The organism is Amaricoccus sp. W119, assembly GCF_047275745.1.
Taxonomy (GTDB): Bacteria; Pseudomonadota; Alphaproteobacteria; order Rhodobacterales; family Rhodobacteraceae; genus Amaricoccus.
Map to the genome: position 1 here is coordinate 96,020 of NZ_JBKQWU010000003.1, position 14,943 is coordinate 110,962.

The following is a 14,943-nucleotide window of genomic DNA, read 5'->3' on the forward strand; positions in this document are numbered from 1 at the left end:
GACGCGATGGCGCGTTCCGGCTCGCGCCCGTGCCCAAGGTCAGACTATCGTTCTGGTCCCGCGCTCTGGCCCCTCGTTCGGGCCGGCGGTCAGACTCCGCGTTCAGGCCCGGGCACGAAGCCGGGTGAACGCGCCGAGGACGGCGGGCAGCGCGACCTGGTGCGGCATGTGGCCGACGCCCGCGAGCCGCGTCAGCCGCGCTCCCGGCACCGCGGCCGCGAGCCGCTGCGCGTGCGCGCCGAAGCTCACCGTGGCATCGGCGTCGCCGTGCACGATCTCGAGCGGAGGCGCGAGTTCGGGATAGCGGCGCACCATCGGCTCCAGCCACTGGCGCAGGGTCGCGAGCTGGCGGGCGTTACGCCGCAGACTCTCGGGCCGCAGCGTCAGCGGCAGGTCGAGATGCTGCACATAGCTCGCCGGAACCTCCTGCGGCGCGAAGGCATGGCCTGCCACCCGCCGGGCCAGTCTCGCCGAGACGAGATGGCTGAGGCAACGGGCGGCCATCGAGCCGAAGACCGGGAGGTCCATGAGGCTGTTGGCCATCCCGCTCGACCCGCGCCAGCCATGCGAGGGCGCGGAGATCACCAGGAGGCCCGCGACGCTCCTCGGCGCGTCGAGCGCCCAGGCAAGGGCGACCGCCCCGCCATAGCTGTGCCCGATCAGATAGGCGCGACTCACGCCCGCGCGCTCCAGCGCCGTGCGCAGGAGACGCGCCTGCACCGAAAGGCTGTCGCCGCCCTGCGAGGGCCAGCCGCTCTCGCCATGGCCGGGCCGGTCGAAGGCGAAGACGGTGTGCCGGGCCAGCAGCGCAGGGGCGAGCCGGAAGGTCATGTCGTTGAGATTGCCGCCGGCGCCATGGATCAGCACGACGGCCGGACCGCGGCCCATCCTGCGGAAGGCGATCGGAATTCCCTCCACCACGACCCGCTCCCGCGCGCCCGGCGCGGGTGGCGGCGGAACCTTCCGGCGCGGCCGTCCGGTCGCCGGCCCCCGGCTCTCGCCCGGCGCGGCATCGGGCAGGCCATGGGGGGTCTCGGGGTCCGAGGGATTCATGGGGTGACCTCCCTGCCGAGTCGCTCGCGCCGGAGAGCCCGGACCGCTCGGCCAGCAAAAGGTCTAACCCGCGCGCGGGCCCCGGGCAACAGAAGCCTCGCCCGCGGGCCTCTCCTGCCCGCCCGGTTCAGAGCTGCGCCATCACCTCGTCGGAGATCTCGAAATTGGCCGTCACCGACTGCACGTCGTCGTCGTCCTCGAGCGCCTCGATCAGCTTCATCAGGCTCTGCGCCGCGTCGAGGTCGAGCTCGGTCGTGGTCTGCGGTTTCCAGACCAGCCGGGTCGATTCGGCCTCGCCGAGCGCCGCTTCGAGCGCGGTCGAGACATCGTTGAGATCGCCCACCGCGCACCAGATCACATGCCCGTCCTCGGAGCTTTCGACATCCTCGGCGCCGGCCTCGATCGCGGCCTCCATCACCTTGTCGGCGTCGCCGGTCTCGGCGGAATAGACGACCTGGCCCATCCGGTCGAACATGAAACTGACCGAGCCGGTCTCGCCGAGATTGCCGCCGCGCTTGGTGAAGGTCGAGCGCACGTTGGAGGCGGTCCGGTTGCGGTTGTCGGTCATCGCCTCGACGATGATCGCGACGCCGTTCGGGCCGTAGCCCTCGTAGCGGATCTCCTCGTAGCTCTCCGAGTCACCGCCCGCGGCCTTCTTGATCGCCCGGTCGATGTTGTCCTTCGGCATCGAATTCGCCTTCGCCTCCTTCACGGCGAGGCGGAGCCGCGGGTTCTTATCCGGGTCCGGATCGCCCATCTTCGCGGCGACGGTGATTTCCTTGGACAGTTTCGAGAACAGCTTCGACCGGGCGGCATCCTGCCGGCCCTTGCGATGCTGGATATTGGCCCATTTGGAATGGCCGGCCATGGGAGGCTCCGGATCGTTGCTTCGGGGGACTGATTGCTGGCGGGCGTCATATCCCAGCGAACCGCCCCGATTCAAGCCCACCTCCCTCGACGGCCCGCTGCCCGCGAGGCCGGCGGGTCGGGAAGATCGCGCGCCCCGACCAGCCGTCGCGATCACGCGCCCCGCCGCCGGGCCGTCGTCATCCTGCGTGACGGAAGCTTGATGGCCCGATGACGCTTCGACGACGCCGCGGCCCCACGAATGGCCGCCCTATTCGGGAACCAGCGGCCAGAACATCGGGATCGTCATGCAGGCGGTCAGCCCGGTGATGATGTTGAGCGGAATGCCGATGCGCATGTAGTCGGAGAACTTGTAGCCGCCCGGCCCGTAGACCATCGTGTTGGTCTGGTAGCCGATCGGCGTCGCGAAGGCGAGCGTGGCGGCGAACATGACCGCGACCACGAAGGGCCGGGGTTCGAGCCCGAGGCTGTGGGCGAGCGCGATCGCGATCGGCGTGACGACGACCGCGACCGCGTTGTTCGACAAGAGCTCCGTCAGGATCTGCGTCATGAAATAGAGCACGAGCAGCACGGTGATCGGCGCCATGGTCGAGAGCGCGGGCGAGATCCAGTCCACCAGCATCTGGACCGCGCCCGAGTTCTCGAGCGCCTGTCCGACGATCAGCATCGAGAAGATCAGCATGAGCAGCGAGGCGCTCACGGTGGCATAGGCCTCCTCCGGCTCGATCGTCCGCGTCGCGAGCAGGACGACGACGCCGAGCATCGCCAGCACCTGGATCGGCGCGACCTCGAAGGCCGAAAGCGCCACGATCGCCGTCAGCACGCCGAGCACGAGCGGCGCGCGGCCGCGGCGGAAGGGCTTCTCCGTGGTCTCGTTGAGATCGATGAGATCCACGTCCTGCGCCAGACGGCCGATATCCTCGGGCGAGCCTTCGAGCAGCAGCGTGTCACCGACGCGCACCACCACCTCGTCGAGCTGGCGACCGATGTTCTGGTTCCGGCGGTGCATGGCCAGCGGATAGACGCCGTAGCGGCGGCGGAGCCTGAGGCTCCCGAGCGAGCGGCCGACCAGCTTGCAGTCGGGCGAGATCAGCGCCTCGACCGTCGTGGTCCGCTTCGAGCCCAGCCGGTCCACGAGGGCGACATGGTTCGAATCCTTGAGCCCCAGCAGTTCCTGCATCTCGGTGCGGAGGACGACGCGGTCACCCTCGGCAAGCGCCACGTCGGGGAAGTCGCGCCGGAGCGATTCGTCGCCGCGCAGCACGTCGATCACCCTCATGCCCTCGCGCTTGAAGATCGCGACCGACATGACCTGCTGGCCGATGAGCGGCGATCCCTCGGGCACGACCACGTCGGTGAAGAACTTCATCCGCTTCCGGCTGCCGAGCAGATCGGCCATCGAATCGCGGTCGGGCAGCAGCCGGGGCACGAGAATCCAGAGCGTCGTGAATCCCACCGCGAAGACGACGAGGCCGAGCGGCGCGATCTCGAACAGCGAGAATGGCGGCATCCCGGCCCGACGCGCGACACCATCGACGAGAATGTTGGTCGAGGTGCCGATCATCGTCATCATGCCGCCCATCACGGTGACATAGGAGAGCGGAATCAGGAGCTTCGAGGGCGCGAGCGACATGGCATGCGCGAGCTGCACCGCCACCGGGATCATCAGGGCGACGAGCGGCGTGTTGTTGGTGAAGGCCGAGGCGACGGCGACGAAGATCCCGATGGCGAGAAGCACCAGTATCCGGCTCTCGGCGGCGTGGCGCGTGACGATCCGGCCCAGTTCGTTGATGAGGCCGGTCCGCACCATGCCGCCCGAGACGATGAACATCGCCGCGATCGTCCAGGGCGCCGGGTTCGAGAAGGCCTCCAGCATGTCGCTTGGCGGCACATAGCCGAGCGTCACGAGGATCGCCGCGCCGCACATCGCCGTCACCTCGGGCGAATAGACCTCGAGGATGAAGACGACGAGCATGCCGACGAGGACAAGCAGCGTCACGATCGCGGGGCCATTGCCCTGCGTGAATAGGTCGATCAAGGGTGTTACTCGCTAAGTCTGAAACTGGAGGACGCCACGCAGACCGGTCCCTCGCCCGGAACCGGCGCGCACAATGACCCAACGCGGGCGCCGGTTTCAAGCGTCTTTCGCATGCGCCTCCCGCGGCCGGACCAGCGCGATGCCCGCGAGCATCAGCGCGAGCGCGAGCCAGACCGCCGGCCCGGGCCGCTCGCCGAGCAGGATCATCCCCCAGAGCACCCCGGCGACCGTGACGACATATCCGACCTGCGCGGCGAAGACCGCCCCGCCGTGTCCCGTCAGCCAGACATAGGCGACATAGGCGCAAAGATTGACCGGCGCCGCCGCGGCGAGCGCGAGTTCCGCCGCGCCGAGAGACCGGGGAAGCACGAAGGCGTCGAAGGCGAGCGCGAAGGGCGCGGTGAGCGCGACGCTGAGCAGTCCGGCCGCGAAGAGCAGGCCGATCGGATCGAGATCCGCCGCCCGCGACGAGAGGATGTTCGCCTCGAGCGCGTAGCAGAGCGGGGAGAGCGCGGCGATCAGCACGTAGAGGGCCGGGATCGACCCGCCCGCCGCGCCCCCGGGCGCGCCAACCGTCGCCCCCGGCAGCGCGAGGACGCCCACCGCCGCGAGACCGAGCAGGAGGCCGGCGCTCCGCCGAAGCTCGAACCGCTCGGCGCCGAGGAGGATCGCCATCGGCAGCGCGAAGATCGGCACCATGGCGATCACGATCGCCCGGACCCCGGCCGGCAGTTCCGCCGCCGAGACGAAGGAGAAATACCCCGGCAGAGCCGTCCCGAAGACCGAGATCGCGAGCAGGGCCGGGCCGTTGTCCCTGATTCTCGGCCAGGGCCGCCCGGTCACGACGAGCACCAGGCCCGCGAGAACGGCCAGCAGCGCGTTGCTCCAGAGCAGGAGTGCCAGCGGCGGATATCCCGCGCTCGCGGCGATCCGCAGGAGCGGCATGGTGAGCCCCCAGCACGCGCCCGCGGCGGCGAGCACGGCGGCGGGAAGCACGGCGGCCCGAAGGGCGGCGTCGCGAAGCATCTCAACCCGTCGAAACCGTGGCTTCCCCGCCCGGCATCGCGGCGGCGAGCCGCCCGCCCAGGCGGATCGGACAGGCCCGGAGCGCCTTGCCCGAGCGGTCGTCCGTCTCGACATAGACGCCCGAGAGCGTCGCCTCGCCCTTCGCGGGCTCGAACCGGGACCGGGTCATGCCGGTGACGAAGCGGCTGATGGGCTCCAGCTTGTCCATGCCGATCACGCTGTCATAATCACCGCACATCCCCGCGTCGGACTGATAGGCCGCGCCCTTGGCGAGGATCATCGTATCCGCGGTCGGCACATGGGTGTGGGTGCCGACGACGAGGCTCGCACGCCCGTCGCACCAGTGGCCGAGCGCCATCTTCTCCGAGGTCGCCTCGGCATGGACATCGACGATCACCGCCTGCGCGAGTCCACCGAGCGGCGCGGACCGGAGCGCCGCGTCGATCGCCGAGAACGGGTCGTCGAAGGGCCGTTTCATGAAGACCTGCCCCAGCACCTGGGCGACGAAGACCTTGCGGCCCCCGGGCGCGTCGAACAGCCGCGCGCCCCGGCCCGGCGCGGCCTTCGCATAGTTGAGCGGCCGCAGGATGCGCTGATCCTGCTCGATATGGGCCAGCATGTCGCGCTGGTCGAAGGCGTGGTCGCCGAGCGTCACGCAATCGGCGCCGGCTTCGAACAGCCCTTCGGCATGGGCGGCGGTCAGCCCCATTCCGCCCGAGGCGTTCTCGCCATTGACCACGACGAAATCGAGTTTCCAGTCGCGACGGATCTCCGGAAGGTACCGCGCCACCGCGGCGCGTCCCGACCGACCCATCACATCGCCGAGGAAAAGCAGCTTCATCCCGCCGCCATAAGCCGGAACCGGGCGCGGGTCCAGCCCGGTCGGAGTTGAGCGGGTCCCCGAGGCGGTCCCCCGCCGCCGCGCCGCCTCGCGGAGACCTCGGCGGTATCAACCCGAGAGGAGCACCTCGGAGAACACCTCAGCCCGGCGCCGGCGGATAGCGGACGCCCGCTTCCGTGATCACCCCGTCGAGCGGCGCGTCGGTCGGGCCGCGCGGCACTTCCCGGACGAACTGGCCCTCGTAGCAGAAGCCGAAGGCGCTGACCGCGCGGCGCGCGCGGAGCTTGCCGAGTGTCCGGTCGTAGAATCCGCCGCCATAGCCGAGCCGGTGGCCGTCGTCGTCGAAGGAGATGAGCGGCACCAGAAGCGCGTCGGGCTCGATCCAGTCACCCTCCGCCGGGATCGCCACGCCGAATGGCCCGGTCTCGAGCCGCGCGTCCGGGGTCCAGGCCCGGAACAGCAGCGGCCGGGCGGCGGCCTCGATCACCGGCACGCAGACGGTGCGGCCAAGCCCGAGGAGCGCGAGCATCGCCGGGCGCGGATCGATCTCCGTCCGGATCGGCAGGTAGCCCGCCACGGTTCGCGCCTCGGGCATTCCGCCGAGCACCTCCAGCGCATGCTCCGCCGCCCGCCGCGCCGCGCCGCGACCCTCGGCATGCGCCCGCGCCCGCGCCGCGTAGCCCTCGCTCCGGGCCTCGGCCTTCAGCCGTTCGAGATCGGTCACGTCTTGTCCAGGGACTGCGATGATTGAAGGGGGGATGAAGTGGCGGAACCAGCGCGACCGTGGGGGCGTCTAATCCTTGAGAGCCTGGCTAACCAGGTGGGCACCAGATGCGATAGGCCAGGACCAGTCACAGAGCCGGTTCCCTCAAGAATATTTAAGGCCACTAGGATTTGGCCCGTCACGCGAAGGCCAGAAGCCGCCAGCGCGTAATGTAGGCGGAAACGCGGGGGTTTTGAAGGGGCGGTGGTGAGGAGCAGCGCGTACGGTCGATCATCGCGGCTCCCGGCCCCGGGCGTGCCGTTTCGATCAGAGCCGTCCCAAAACCGATCACGATCGTCCCAACCCGCGGAGCATCGCGAGATGCGCAATCGCCACCATCCATTCGGCCACCCAAGTCGATGAGCCCGCAGCCATCGATTGACATCCTTTTGTATGGCGGCGACAGTATACTTGATCGTAGCGATTCTCTCATTTATGAATTCCGGTATCGACATGATTTCATTTTTGCTTGAAACAGACATCCCCAGAATACGCGTTCTTGAGCGCATCGGAATCGCAGTTATATTTTTCTCTCTTGCTATTTTTTGCTTTATTGTTTTAATTCGAAAAGTTCAGATAGTAGATGCAAAACTTCAATGGTTTGCTCTTACAGTAACGCTGAGTACGCCTATTTTTGTTTTGATATCAGTGATAGTATTTGCCTGGGTAAGCTATTCCAATCCGATTTCGATCAGGGCGCCCTCCTCATCTTCTGAAACCGCTGCGCCGTCCACCTCTGATACCGCTTCCGATTTACGAGTCTATGACTTCGTTGGGTTGGGCGGAGCGGGAGACCTTCTGGATCAAAACATTGGGCTTGCGTTCGAAAACTACAGTATATCACATCAACCAGCTAGAGTGACTTTTTCAAGCGATGAAGCTCGCCGTATGACCAGGATTGGTCTAAAGTTGCACGCCATCCATAAAGTAAAACCATTCGATCCCGGGATTACAAACACACCTGACGGTTTCGATAAGTGGGAATCGACAATAAATGCAGAATTCAATAGGTTATTTAATGACAATAACTAGAGTAATACCCATAGTACTTTGCTTTTTGGTCTTTATGAAACCCGCGCAGGCTGATCCATACCTCGACAAGCTGGATGATGCCGTTTTACGGCAGCTTGAATCACAAGGCGCGACACAGAGGTTCGTCGTAGGGAATCCAACCACCGGGAACGAGACGGTCATCGACGTCAACTTCAGCAACGGAACCGGAGTGCCGCGAAGCCGAACCACCTCAGCGAACCGATTCGCCAAAGTGGACATCCCCCGTCGTTTCCTTCTACGTTCCGTCGGTTGGATGGACGCGCTCGCGCTTTCGGATGCGAACTCTGACGTTCGAGCCAGGTTGCCGGACTACCAGGCGGCCTTTGTTCCGACCGACCTGACAGTTCCCGTGCCTTTCTGGAAGCGCATTGGCCAAGAGCCTGAGCAAGCCGGCGAAACGCGGCGCACGATGGATTATTCGACCTCCTTCCAGAAAAAGTTCCTCTCAACAGTACTGTTGATTGAAGCGCATGAGTTCTCTCACATTATACTCGACCACAGACGGTCGGCGAGTTCGATCCTGCTGGAGCAGGAAGCAGAGGCGGACGGCGCCTCGGTCGTCTTCTTCCGCGCTATCGTGAACCTACTCCCCGAAGAGGCGGAGCGCCAGCTTCGGACCATCCGCGACGGCATGCCCGCGCTCTTCACCTTGACGAACGATGCATACGTGGATCCTGGCTATCCGCCGCTCGCGTGTCGCATCCGAAGGTTGGCGGGCTCCGAATTCGACGATGTCGTGTTGGGCACCGAGGATTGCGCGATCTATGGCGCCGCGTTCGAGCGTGGCGAGGAACAGATGCGTGGCCTGATCGAGAGCGGATTGAGCATGCAATGAGCCTTCACTCTCCTTCTTCCCGCCTCACCCGCAAACCGCGCACCCCTCCCGCGCCCTGATCCGGACCACTCTCGTCTCGGCCCGGAGCCCGTCGAAGAGCACCATCCGTCCCCGGAGCCCCTCCCCGGCGCCTGCGATGTGCTTCACCGCTTCGAGGGCCAGCATCGCCCCCAGCACGCCCGGCAGGGGGCCGACCACGCCCGCTTCGGAGCAGGAGGGGGCGAGGCCGTCGGCGGGGGGCTCGGGAAAGAGGCAGCGGTAGCAGGGGCCGCCGCGCGCCGGGTCGAAGAGGGCGATCTGGCCCTCCCACTGGCTCATCGCGGCGGAGAGGAGCGGGAGGCCCAGGGCGACGCAGGCGGCGTTGACCGCGTAGCGGGTGGCGAAATTGTCGGAGCCGTCGATCACGAGATCGGCGCCGTCGAGGAGTTCGGGCGCGTTGTCGGCGTCGAGGCGGATCTCGCGCGGCTCGACCGTCACCAGCGGGTTCAGCCGGTCAAGCGCGGCGCGGGCCGCCTCCGCCTTCGGGGCGCCAACGTCCGCGGTCCCGAACAGGATCTGGCGCTGCAGGTTCGAGAGCGACACGGCGTCGTCGTCGATCACCCTGAGCGCCCCGACCCCCGCGGCGGCGAGATAGAGCAGCGCCGGGTCGCCAAGACCACCCGCGCCGATCACCGCCACCCGCGCCGCGCGGAGCCGGGCCTGTCCCGGCCCGCCGATCTCGCGCAGGACGATGTGGCGCGCATATCTGGTCAGTTCGTCCGGGGTCATGCCGCCTCCTCCCGATCCGGCTCCCGCCGCCCCGGTCGCGGGCGGCCGCGGCGGATGCGTCACCCGCGCCCGGGCCCGCCTGCGGAGCGCGCGGATCAGCAAGGCATAGCCGAGGATCGGCGCCGCGATAAGCCCGCCCCAGCCGAGGCGATAGACGAGCAACGCCGGATCGCCGCCCGGGAGCGCCTGGCTCGCAACCAGAAGGAAAAGCCAGCCCAGCAGGATCGCGACCATGACCGGGCGGGACGCGCGCAGCAGCCGGGCGCAACCGAACGCCGCCAGCATGAGCGCGGTCGCAAGCACGGCCACGGTCCCGGACATGGGGCCTCAGATCCCGTCGAAAAGCGCGGTCGAGAGGTAGCGCTCCGCGAAGCTCGGCAGCACGGTGACGACGCGCTTGCCCTCCATCCCGGGCTCCTGCGCGATCTCGAGCGCGGCGGCGACGGCTGCTCCGGAAGAGATGCCGGCCGGTATCCCTTCGAGCGATGCGAGGCGCCGGGCGAAATCGAGCGCGGTCTCGTTGCCGATGGTGAGCACCCGGTCGATCAGCTCCGTATCGAGGATCGGCGGGACGAAGCCCGCGCCGATGCCCTGGATGCGGTGCGGACCCGCGTCGCCACCGGAGAGCACCGGGCTGTCTTCCGGCTCGACCGCGACGATCCGGACGCCGGGCGCGCGTTCGCGCAGCATCCGCCCGACCCCGGTCAGCGTGCCGCCGGTGCCGACGCCTGCGACGAAGACGTCGAGCGCGCCGCCGGTATCGGCCCAGATCTCCTCGGCCGTGGTGGCGCGGTGGACCTCTGGATTGGCGGCGTTCTCGAACTGCTGCGGCATCACCGCGCCCGGGATCTCGTCGAGCAGTTCGCCCGCCCGCGCGATCGCACCCCGCATCCCTTCGGCGGCGGGCGTGAGCTCCAGCCGGGCGCCGAGCAGGATCAGCATCTTGCGCCGTTCGAGCGACATGCTCTCGGGCATGACCAGCACGAGGCGATAGCCGCGCGCCGCGCAGACGAAGGCGAGGCCGATCCCGGTATTGCCCGAGGTCGGTTCGATCACCGTGCCGCCCGGGGCGAGCACCCCCTCCGCCGCGAGCGCGTCGAGCATGGCAACGCCGATGCGGTCCTTGACCGAATGCGTCGGATTGAAGAACTCGAGCTTGGCGAGGATCTCCGCCCGCGCCCCCTCGGCGGCGGCCAGTTTCGCCAGCCGCACCAGTGGCGTGCCGCCGATCGTTTCGGTGATATCGGCGTAGATCCTGCCCCGCGGGGGCCTCGCCGTCGGAAAACCGTCCATCGGCCGCCTCAGATCGTGAAATCGGGGAGCGTGCCGTCGGCGCGCGGAATGCCCTGGCCGCGGGCCCGGCGGCAGAGGTCTTCCATCGTGATCGCGTCGAACCGGCGCAGGATCTCGCCTTCTATATCCTCCCAGAGCGGCGTGATCACCTTCTCGCCCAGCGCGGCGGTCGACGGTGACGGGTCCTCGTCGGTGTCGAGCCCCTGCACCACGCGCACCACGTCGCCGAGCGTCACCCGCCGCCGCTCCCGCGCCAGCGTGTAGCCACCTCTCGGCCCGCGGACGCCGCGCAGCACGCCCTCCCGGACGAGGCGTTGCAGCACCTGTTCGAGGTAGCGCTGCGGGATCCCCTGGCGCGCGGTGATGTCGCGCGACTGCACCGGATCGGGCCGCGCATTATAGGCGATGTCGAGCACCGCCTCGAGCGCCAGCGCGGTCTTGCGCGACAGCCTCAGCATGGGTCCCTCCCGGACGCACCGCCCGCCGAACCCACCGCACCCGCCGGACCTGACCCCGGCGAGCTCAATCCCGTCGGGCCCAATCCCGTCGGGCCCAATCCTGTCGGGCCCAATCCGGTCGAGCCGAAACCGCCCGCGCCGCGCGCCGTCACATCGAGGCTCGCCGCCTCGACCAGCGCGGCGCGCGTCACCGGAGCGAAGATCATCTGCGCGACGCGCGTCCCGTGGCCGATGGTGACGGGACGGTCGCCGTGGTTGATCACGATGATCCCGATCTCGCCCCGATAGTCAGCGTCGATCGTGCCGGGACTGTTCAGGAGCGTCAGCCCGTCGCGGAGCGCGAGTCCCGAGCGCGGCCGCATCTGCGCCTCGAACCCGGCGGGAATGCCGAGCGCGAGCCCGGTCGGGATCAGTCGCCGCTCTCCCGGCGCCAGAGTCACGCCGCCCGGCCGGTCCTCGGGAGCGAGATTGGCCTGAACGTCCATGCCCGCCGCCGCCTCGGTCGCGTAGGACGGAAGCGGCAGCGCGGGATCGCGGCCGGGAAGGACCATGAGCGCCACCGCGACCCCGGTCATGCGAGCGCCTCGGCGATCCGGTCGACCAGGGCCTCGGCGGTCGCCTCCTTCGACATCCGGGGCCAGGTCTCGGCGCCCGCCTCGGTGATCAGCGTCACCGCGTTCTCGGTGCCGCCCATGATCCCGGAAGCCGGCGCCACGTCATTCGCGACCAGCCAGTCGCAACCCTTGCGGAGCCGCTTCGCGGTCGCATTGGCAAGCACGTCGTCGGTCTCGGCCGCGAAGCCGACCACGAGGCCGGGCCGCCCGGCGGAGAGATTGGAGACGGTCTTCAGGATGTCGGGATTCTCGCCGAATTCGAAGCTCGGCGCCGCGCCGTCGGGGGATTTCTTCACCTTCGACCCGCTCGGCGCCAGCACATGCCAGTCGGCGACCGCCGCCGCGAAGATCGCCACGTCGGCGGGCAGTGCCCCGAGCACCGCGTCGCGCATCTCGAGCGCCGTCTCCACCTCGACGACCTCGACGCCATTCGGTCGCGGCGCCTCGGCCGGGCCGGTCACGAAGGTCACGCGCGCCCCCCGTCGCGCGAGCGCCGAAGCGATCGCGCTGCCCTGCCGGCCCGAGGAGCGGTTGGCGATATAGCGCACCGGATCGATCGGCTCATGCGTCGGGCCCGAGGTGACGAGCGCATGGCGGCCGGTCAGCGGTCCCGCCCCTGCGAGCGCCGCCTCGATGGCGGCGAAGATGGCCGGTGGCTCGGCCATCCGTCCCGGCCCGAACTCGCCGCAGGCCATCGCGCCCTCGTCCGGACCGACGAAGCGCGTGCCATCGGCCTTCAGCGTCGCGAGATTGCGCTGGGTCGCGGGATGGAGCCACATGCGTACGTTCATCGCCGGCGCCATCAGCACCGGCTTGTCGGTCGCGAGCAGGAGCGTGCTCGCGAGATCATCGGCGAGGCCATTCGCGGATTTCGCCATCAGATCGGCGGTCGCTGGCGCGACGACCACGAGATCGGCGGCGCGCGACAGTTCGATATGCCCCATCTCCGCCTCGGCGGTGAGGTCGAAAAGCTCGCTGTGGATCGGATCCTCCGCCAGCGCCGACAGCGACAGCGGCGTGACGAATTCCGCGCCCGCCCGGGTCAGCACCGGCACGACCGCGATGCTGGCCTTCCGGGCCAGCCTGACCAGTTCCAGAGACTTGTACGCGGCGATGCCGCCGCCGACGATCAGGAGAATGCCGCGTCCGGCCATGTTTCACACCTCGGGCGCGGGTGGTTGCCTGAACCCCGCGGCGAGAGTGTAGTTCGCACGCGCCCCGGCTTCAAGTCACGCCACCGCGCCCCGGGATCGGGACGGGCATGAGGACGCCGTATCGCGCGGGAGACTACGGCGGGTTTTCCGCGGATCTCCGCTCCTGCCTCAGCTGCGCGCACGGATCTTCGCGCGGGGGCGCCGGGGCCAGCAGCAGCGCGTCATAGTCTTCCGCGTTGCCCGGGTCCTGTTCGAACTGGCCGAGGGTCACGATGCTCAGGCCCGGCTGGGCGTGGCCGACGAGCGCCGGCATCCCCCGGACCTTGTCCGCGTGGCCGCTGCCGGTGATGACGACCACCTGTCCGCCGCCGGTCATCGTCCGCGCCCAGATCGTCGCGTCGGCGAGGCTCGCGTCGCGAAAGCGCTGCGCCTCGACCAGTCCGGGCAGCATCTGGGGAGGAAGCGCGTCGCAATGGGCCGCGGCCTGTTCCGCCTCGCGGAACCGCTGTTCGGCGGCGGGAAGCGGCCGGTCGAGACCGTAGTTCGACGCATCGGGCCCGAAGGCGCCCGCCGCGCCCTCGATGGTTGCGCGTCGCACATCGGAACGGGGCTGCTCGGCACCGAAGATCTGGGCGCGCGGGGCGGCGGCGAGGATGTTCCAGTAGAAGTCGAAAGCGGGCCAGCCGCTTCGCTCCCAGTCGAGCGCGGCCGCGACCTCGCCTTCCCCGGCGCCGTTCGCGCGAAGCTTGTTCACGGCTTCCTCGTCGGCCTGCGGAATCATCTCGAAGACGAGCGCGTCGGGTTCGAGCGCGGCGACGATCTCGGCCTGGTTCGCGTGATGCGCCGGATTGTCATGCACCTCCCCGAGCACGACGATGTCCGCGTCACGGGCGAGGTCGATGAATTCGGGCACCGTCGAAGCCTGCGAGGCACCCGGGATCTGTACGCAACCGAAAAGCACCGCGATGGCGCCCGGGCCAAACCGCATCATCACCCCCAGAGATACGGAAAAACATCCGGCGATGTCGTCGCACTATGTCACGCGACCGCGCCCGCGTCACGCGCTTTCGCCCGCCTCAGGCGGTCGCCAGGGTCTCGGCGGCCGATCCGCTAACGCTTTCAAGGCGTTTGCGGAGTTTCCCGAGAGCCTGCGCCTCGAGTTGGCGGATGCGTTCCTTCGAGAGGCCGAGCTCCTGGCCGAGGCTTTCGAGCGTGCGCGGCTCATCCCGGAGCTTGCGCTCGACGATGATCATCCGCTCCCGCGCATTCAAGGCTCCGAGCGCCTCGGCGAGCCAGCCCCGGACGCGCGCGAGATCGGCGTCGCGCGTCACGGTCTCCTCAGCCCGCGGCGCCTCGTCCTCCAGCGTCTCCACCCATTCGCGGCCTTCCTCGCCCGCCTGCTGCGCGTTGAGCGAGAAGTCGGCGCCGGAGAGCCGCGCGTCCATCATCTCGACATCGCGGAGCGGCACGCCCACTTCCTCCGCGATCATCTCGCGCAGGCGCTGGCTGTCGAGAATTTCGCCCGTCGCACTCGCCTCGCGCTCCAGCTTCGCGCGGACGCGGCGGAGGTTGAAGAACAGCGCCTTCTGCGACGAGGTCGAGCCGGTCCGCACCATCGACCAGTTGCGCATCACGTAATCCTGGATCGACGCCTTGATCCACCAGACGGCATAGGTCGAGAAGCGCACGCCGCGGTCGGGATCGAACTTCTCCGCCGCCTTCATGAGCCCCACGCCCGCTTCCTGGATCAGATCGGGCATCGGCGCGCCGTAGCGGCGATATTTCGCGGCCATCGAGATCGCGAGACGCATGTAGGCGTTGACGAGCCGGTGCAGCGAAGCTTCGTCCCGCTCGTCGCGCCAGGCGCGGGCGAGCGCGAGTTCGGTGTCCGCGTCGAGCATCTCCGCGCCCATCGCGCGTTTGGTGACGGTCCGAAGTCCGATGTCGTCCAGAGCCATATGCCGTCCTCCTCGGGGAGCGGGAAGACCGCGGTCCGCGGCGGAACGCGCGCTTCTCGACCCTTGCACAGTGCTCTACGCGCGAGGGGGCGATTTGGATCACCAGAATTTTCGGGTCCAGCGCGCCGCGGTCATCCCGGAACGGCGCTCAAAATCAGGGAAACATCCGGCAGAGTTATAATTTCATTAACTTTTCCGGGAATCGACCAGCCGGGTGGGGGG

At 68.5% G+C, this 14,943-nt stretch carries 14 protein-coding genes and 1 pseudogene; 2 read left to right on the plus strand and 13 right to left on the minus strand.

Annotated features, from left to right (window positions below; all coding sequences use genetic code 11):
* Positions 1-102: 102 nt before the first annotated feature.
* The 6 genes from ACLJK8_RS03420 to ACLJK8_RS03445 form a co-directional block, all read right to left on the minus strand.
* Entirely contained in the window at positions 103-1,053 is a 951-nt protein-coding gene (locus ACLJK8_RS03420; RefSeq protein ID WP_413148667.1) for an alpha/beta fold hydrolase, read from the minus strand.
* A gap of 127 nt (positions 1,054-1,180) precedes the next feature.
* Entirely contained in the window at positions 1,181-1,921 is a 741-nt protein-coding gene (locus ACLJK8_RS03425; protein WP_413148669.1) for a YebC/PmpR family DNA-binding transcriptional regulator, read from the minus strand.
* Positions 1,922-2,170: 249 nt separating this feature from the next.
* Entirely contained in the window at positions 2,171-3,895 is a 1,725-nt protein-coding gene (locus ACLJK8_RS03430) for an SLC13 family permease (RefSeq protein WP_413148828.1), read from the minus strand.
* 159 nt (positions 3,896-4,054) lie between these two features.
* Positions 4,055-4,984: a DMT family transporter gene (locus tag ACLJK8_RS03435; RefSeq protein ID WP_413148671.1), complete on the minus strand. Its 930-nt coding sequence runs from the start codon at positions 4,982-4,984 to the stop codon at positions 4,055-4,057.
* A 1-nt stretch (position 4,985) separates the two neighbouring features.
* Positions 4,986-5,825, minus strand: a complete 840-nt coding sequence (locus ACLJK8_RS03440) for a YmdB family metallophosphoesterase (RefSeq protein WP_413148673.1) — start codon at positions 5,823-5,825, stop codon at positions 4,986-4,988.
* 139 nt (positions 5,826-5,964) lie between these two features.
* On the minus strand, positions 5,965-6,549 hold the full coding sequence (locus ACLJK8_RS03445; RefSeq protein WP_413148675.1) for a 5-formyltetrahydrofolate cyclo-ligase: 585 nt from the start codon (positions 6,547-6,549) through the stop codon (positions 5,965-5,967).
* A gap of 450 nt (positions 6,550-6,999) precedes the next feature.
* Here ACLJK8_RS03445 and ACLJK8_RS03450 point away from each other — a divergent pair, with 450 nt between their 5' ends.
* Both ACLJK8_RS03450 and ACLJK8_RS03455 read left to right on the plus strand, forming a co-directional pair.
* On the plus strand, positions 7,000-7,620 hold the full coding sequence (locus tag ACLJK8_RS03450) for a hypothetical protein (RefSeq protein ID WP_413148677.1): 621 nt from the start codon (positions 7,000-7,002) through the stop codon (positions 7,618-7,620).
* A gap of 34 nt (positions 7,621-7,654) precedes the next feature.
* A complete protein-coding gene (locus ACLJK8_RS03455) occupies positions 7,655-8,476 on the plus strand; it encodes a hypothetical protein (protein ID WP_413148679.1) in 822 nt (273 codons plus the stop codon).
* 24 nt (positions 8,477-8,500) lie between these two features.
* On the opposite strand, the gene ACLJK8_RS03460 is transcribed toward ACLJK8_RS03455, so the two are convergent.
* The 7 genes and pseudogenes from ACLJK8_RS03460 to ACLJK8_RS03490 all read right to left on the minus strand — a co-directional run bounded on the left by ACLJK8_RS03460 (position 8,501) and on the right by ACLJK8_RS03490 (position 14,721).
* Positions 8,501-9,565 carry a HesA/MoeB/ThiF family protein gene (locus tag ACLJK8_RS03460; protein ID WP_413148681.1) on the minus strand — a complete coding sequence of 355 codons (1,065 nt, stop codon included), beginning with the start codon at positions 9,563-9,565 and terminating at the stop codon, positions 8,501-8,503.
* Positions 9,566-9,571: 6 nt separating this feature from the next.
* Positions 9,572-10,537 (minus strand): cysteine synthase A, encoded by a 966-nt coding sequence (gene cysK, locus ACLJK8_RS03465; protein ID WP_413148683.1) that lies wholly within the window; start codon positions 10,535-10,537, stop codon positions 9,572-9,574.
* Positions 10,538-10,545: 8 nt separating this feature from the next.
* The gene (locus ACLJK8_RS03470; RefSeq protein ID WP_413148685.1) at positions 10,546-10,995 is read right to left on the minus strand and encodes an RrF2 family transcriptional regulator; all 450 of its coding nucleotides are present in this window, start codon (positions 10,993-10,995) and stop codon (positions 10,546-10,548) included.
* Positions 10,996-11,108: 113 nt separating this feature from the next.
* Positions 11,109-11,546 (minus strand): annotated as a pseudogene (gene dut / locus ACLJK8_RS03475) (dUTP diphosphatase); the annotation flags it as partial.
* A gap of 20 nt (positions 11,547-11,566) precedes the next feature.
* Positions 11,567-12,763 carry a bifunctional phosphopantothenoylcysteine decarboxylase/phosphopantothenate--cysteine ligase CoaBC gene (gene coaBC / locus ACLJK8_RS03480; RefSeq protein WP_413148687.1) on the minus strand — a complete coding sequence of 399 codons (1,197 nt, stop codon included), beginning with the start codon at positions 12,761-12,763 and terminating at the stop codon, positions 11,567-11,569.
* A 133-nt stretch (positions 12,764-12,896) separates the two neighbouring features.
* Complete coding sequence (locus tag ACLJK8_RS03485) at positions 12,897-13,751, minus strand: ChaN family lipoprotein (protein ID WP_413148689.1); 855 nt, start codon at positions 13,749-13,751, stop codon at positions 12,897-12,899.
* An 88-nt stretch (positions 13,752-13,839) separates the two neighbouring features.
* Positions 13,840-14,721 (minus strand): RNA polymerase factor sigma-32, encoded by an 882-nt coding sequence (locus ACLJK8_RS03490; RefSeq protein ID WP_413148691.1) that lies wholly within the window; start codon positions 14,719-14,721, stop codon positions 13,840-13,842.
* Positions 14,722-14,943: the final 222 nt, after the last annotated feature.

Excerpts from the sequence above, each read along its gene's own strand:
- ACLJK8_RS03420 (WP_413148667.1), bottom strand. The coding sequence starts at position 1,053 with ATGAATCCCTCGGACCCCGAGACCCCCCATGGCCTGCCCGATGCCGCG.
- ACLJK8_RS03425 (WP_413148669.1), bottom strand. The coding sequence starts at position 1,921 with ATGGCCGGCCATTCCAAATGGGCCAATATCCAGCATCGCAAGGGCCGG.
- ACLJK8_RS03430 (WP_413148828.1), bottom strand. The coding sequence starts at position 3,895 with ATGCTCGTCGTCTTCATCCTCGAGGTCTATTCGCCCGAGGTGACGGCG.
- ACLJK8_RS03435 (WP_413148671.1), bottom strand. The coding sequence starts at position 4,984 with ATGCTTCGCGACGCCGCCCTTCGGGCCGCCGTGCTTCCCGCCGCCGTG.
- ACLJK8_RS03440 (WP_413148673.1), bottom strand. The coding sequence starts at position 5,825 with ATGAAGCTGCTTTTCCTCGGCGATGTGATGGGTCGGTCGGGACGCGCC.
- ACLJK8_RS03455 (WP_413148679.1), top strand. The coding sequence starts at position 7,655 with ATGAAACCCGCGCAGGCTGATCCATACCTCGACAAGCTGGATGATGCC.
- ACLJK8_RS03460 (WP_413148681.1), bottom strand. The coding sequence starts at position 9,565 with ATGTCCGGGACCGTGGCCGTGCTTGCGACCGCGCTCATGCTGGCGGCG.
- cysK (WP_413148683.1), bottom strand. The coding sequence starts at position 10,537 with ATGGACGGTTTTCCGACGGCGAGGCCCCCGCGGGGCAGGATCTACGCC.
- ACLJK8_RS03470 (WP_413148685.1), bottom strand. The coding sequence starts at position 10,995 with ATGCTGAGGCTGTCGCGCAAGACCGCGCTGGCGCTCGAGGCGGTGCTC.
- coaBC (WP_413148687.1), bottom strand. The coding sequence starts at position 12,763 with ATGGCCGGACGCGGCATTCTCCTGATCGTCGGCGGCGGCATCGCCGCG.
- ACLJK8_RS03485 (WP_413148689.1), bottom strand. The coding sequence starts at position 13,751 with ATGCGGTTTGGCCCGGGCGCCATCGCGGTGCTTTTCGGTTGCGTACAG.
- ACLJK8_RS03490 (WP_413148691.1), bottom strand. The coding sequence starts at position 14,721 with ATGGCTCTGGACGACATCGGACTTCGGACCGTCACCAAACGCGCGATG.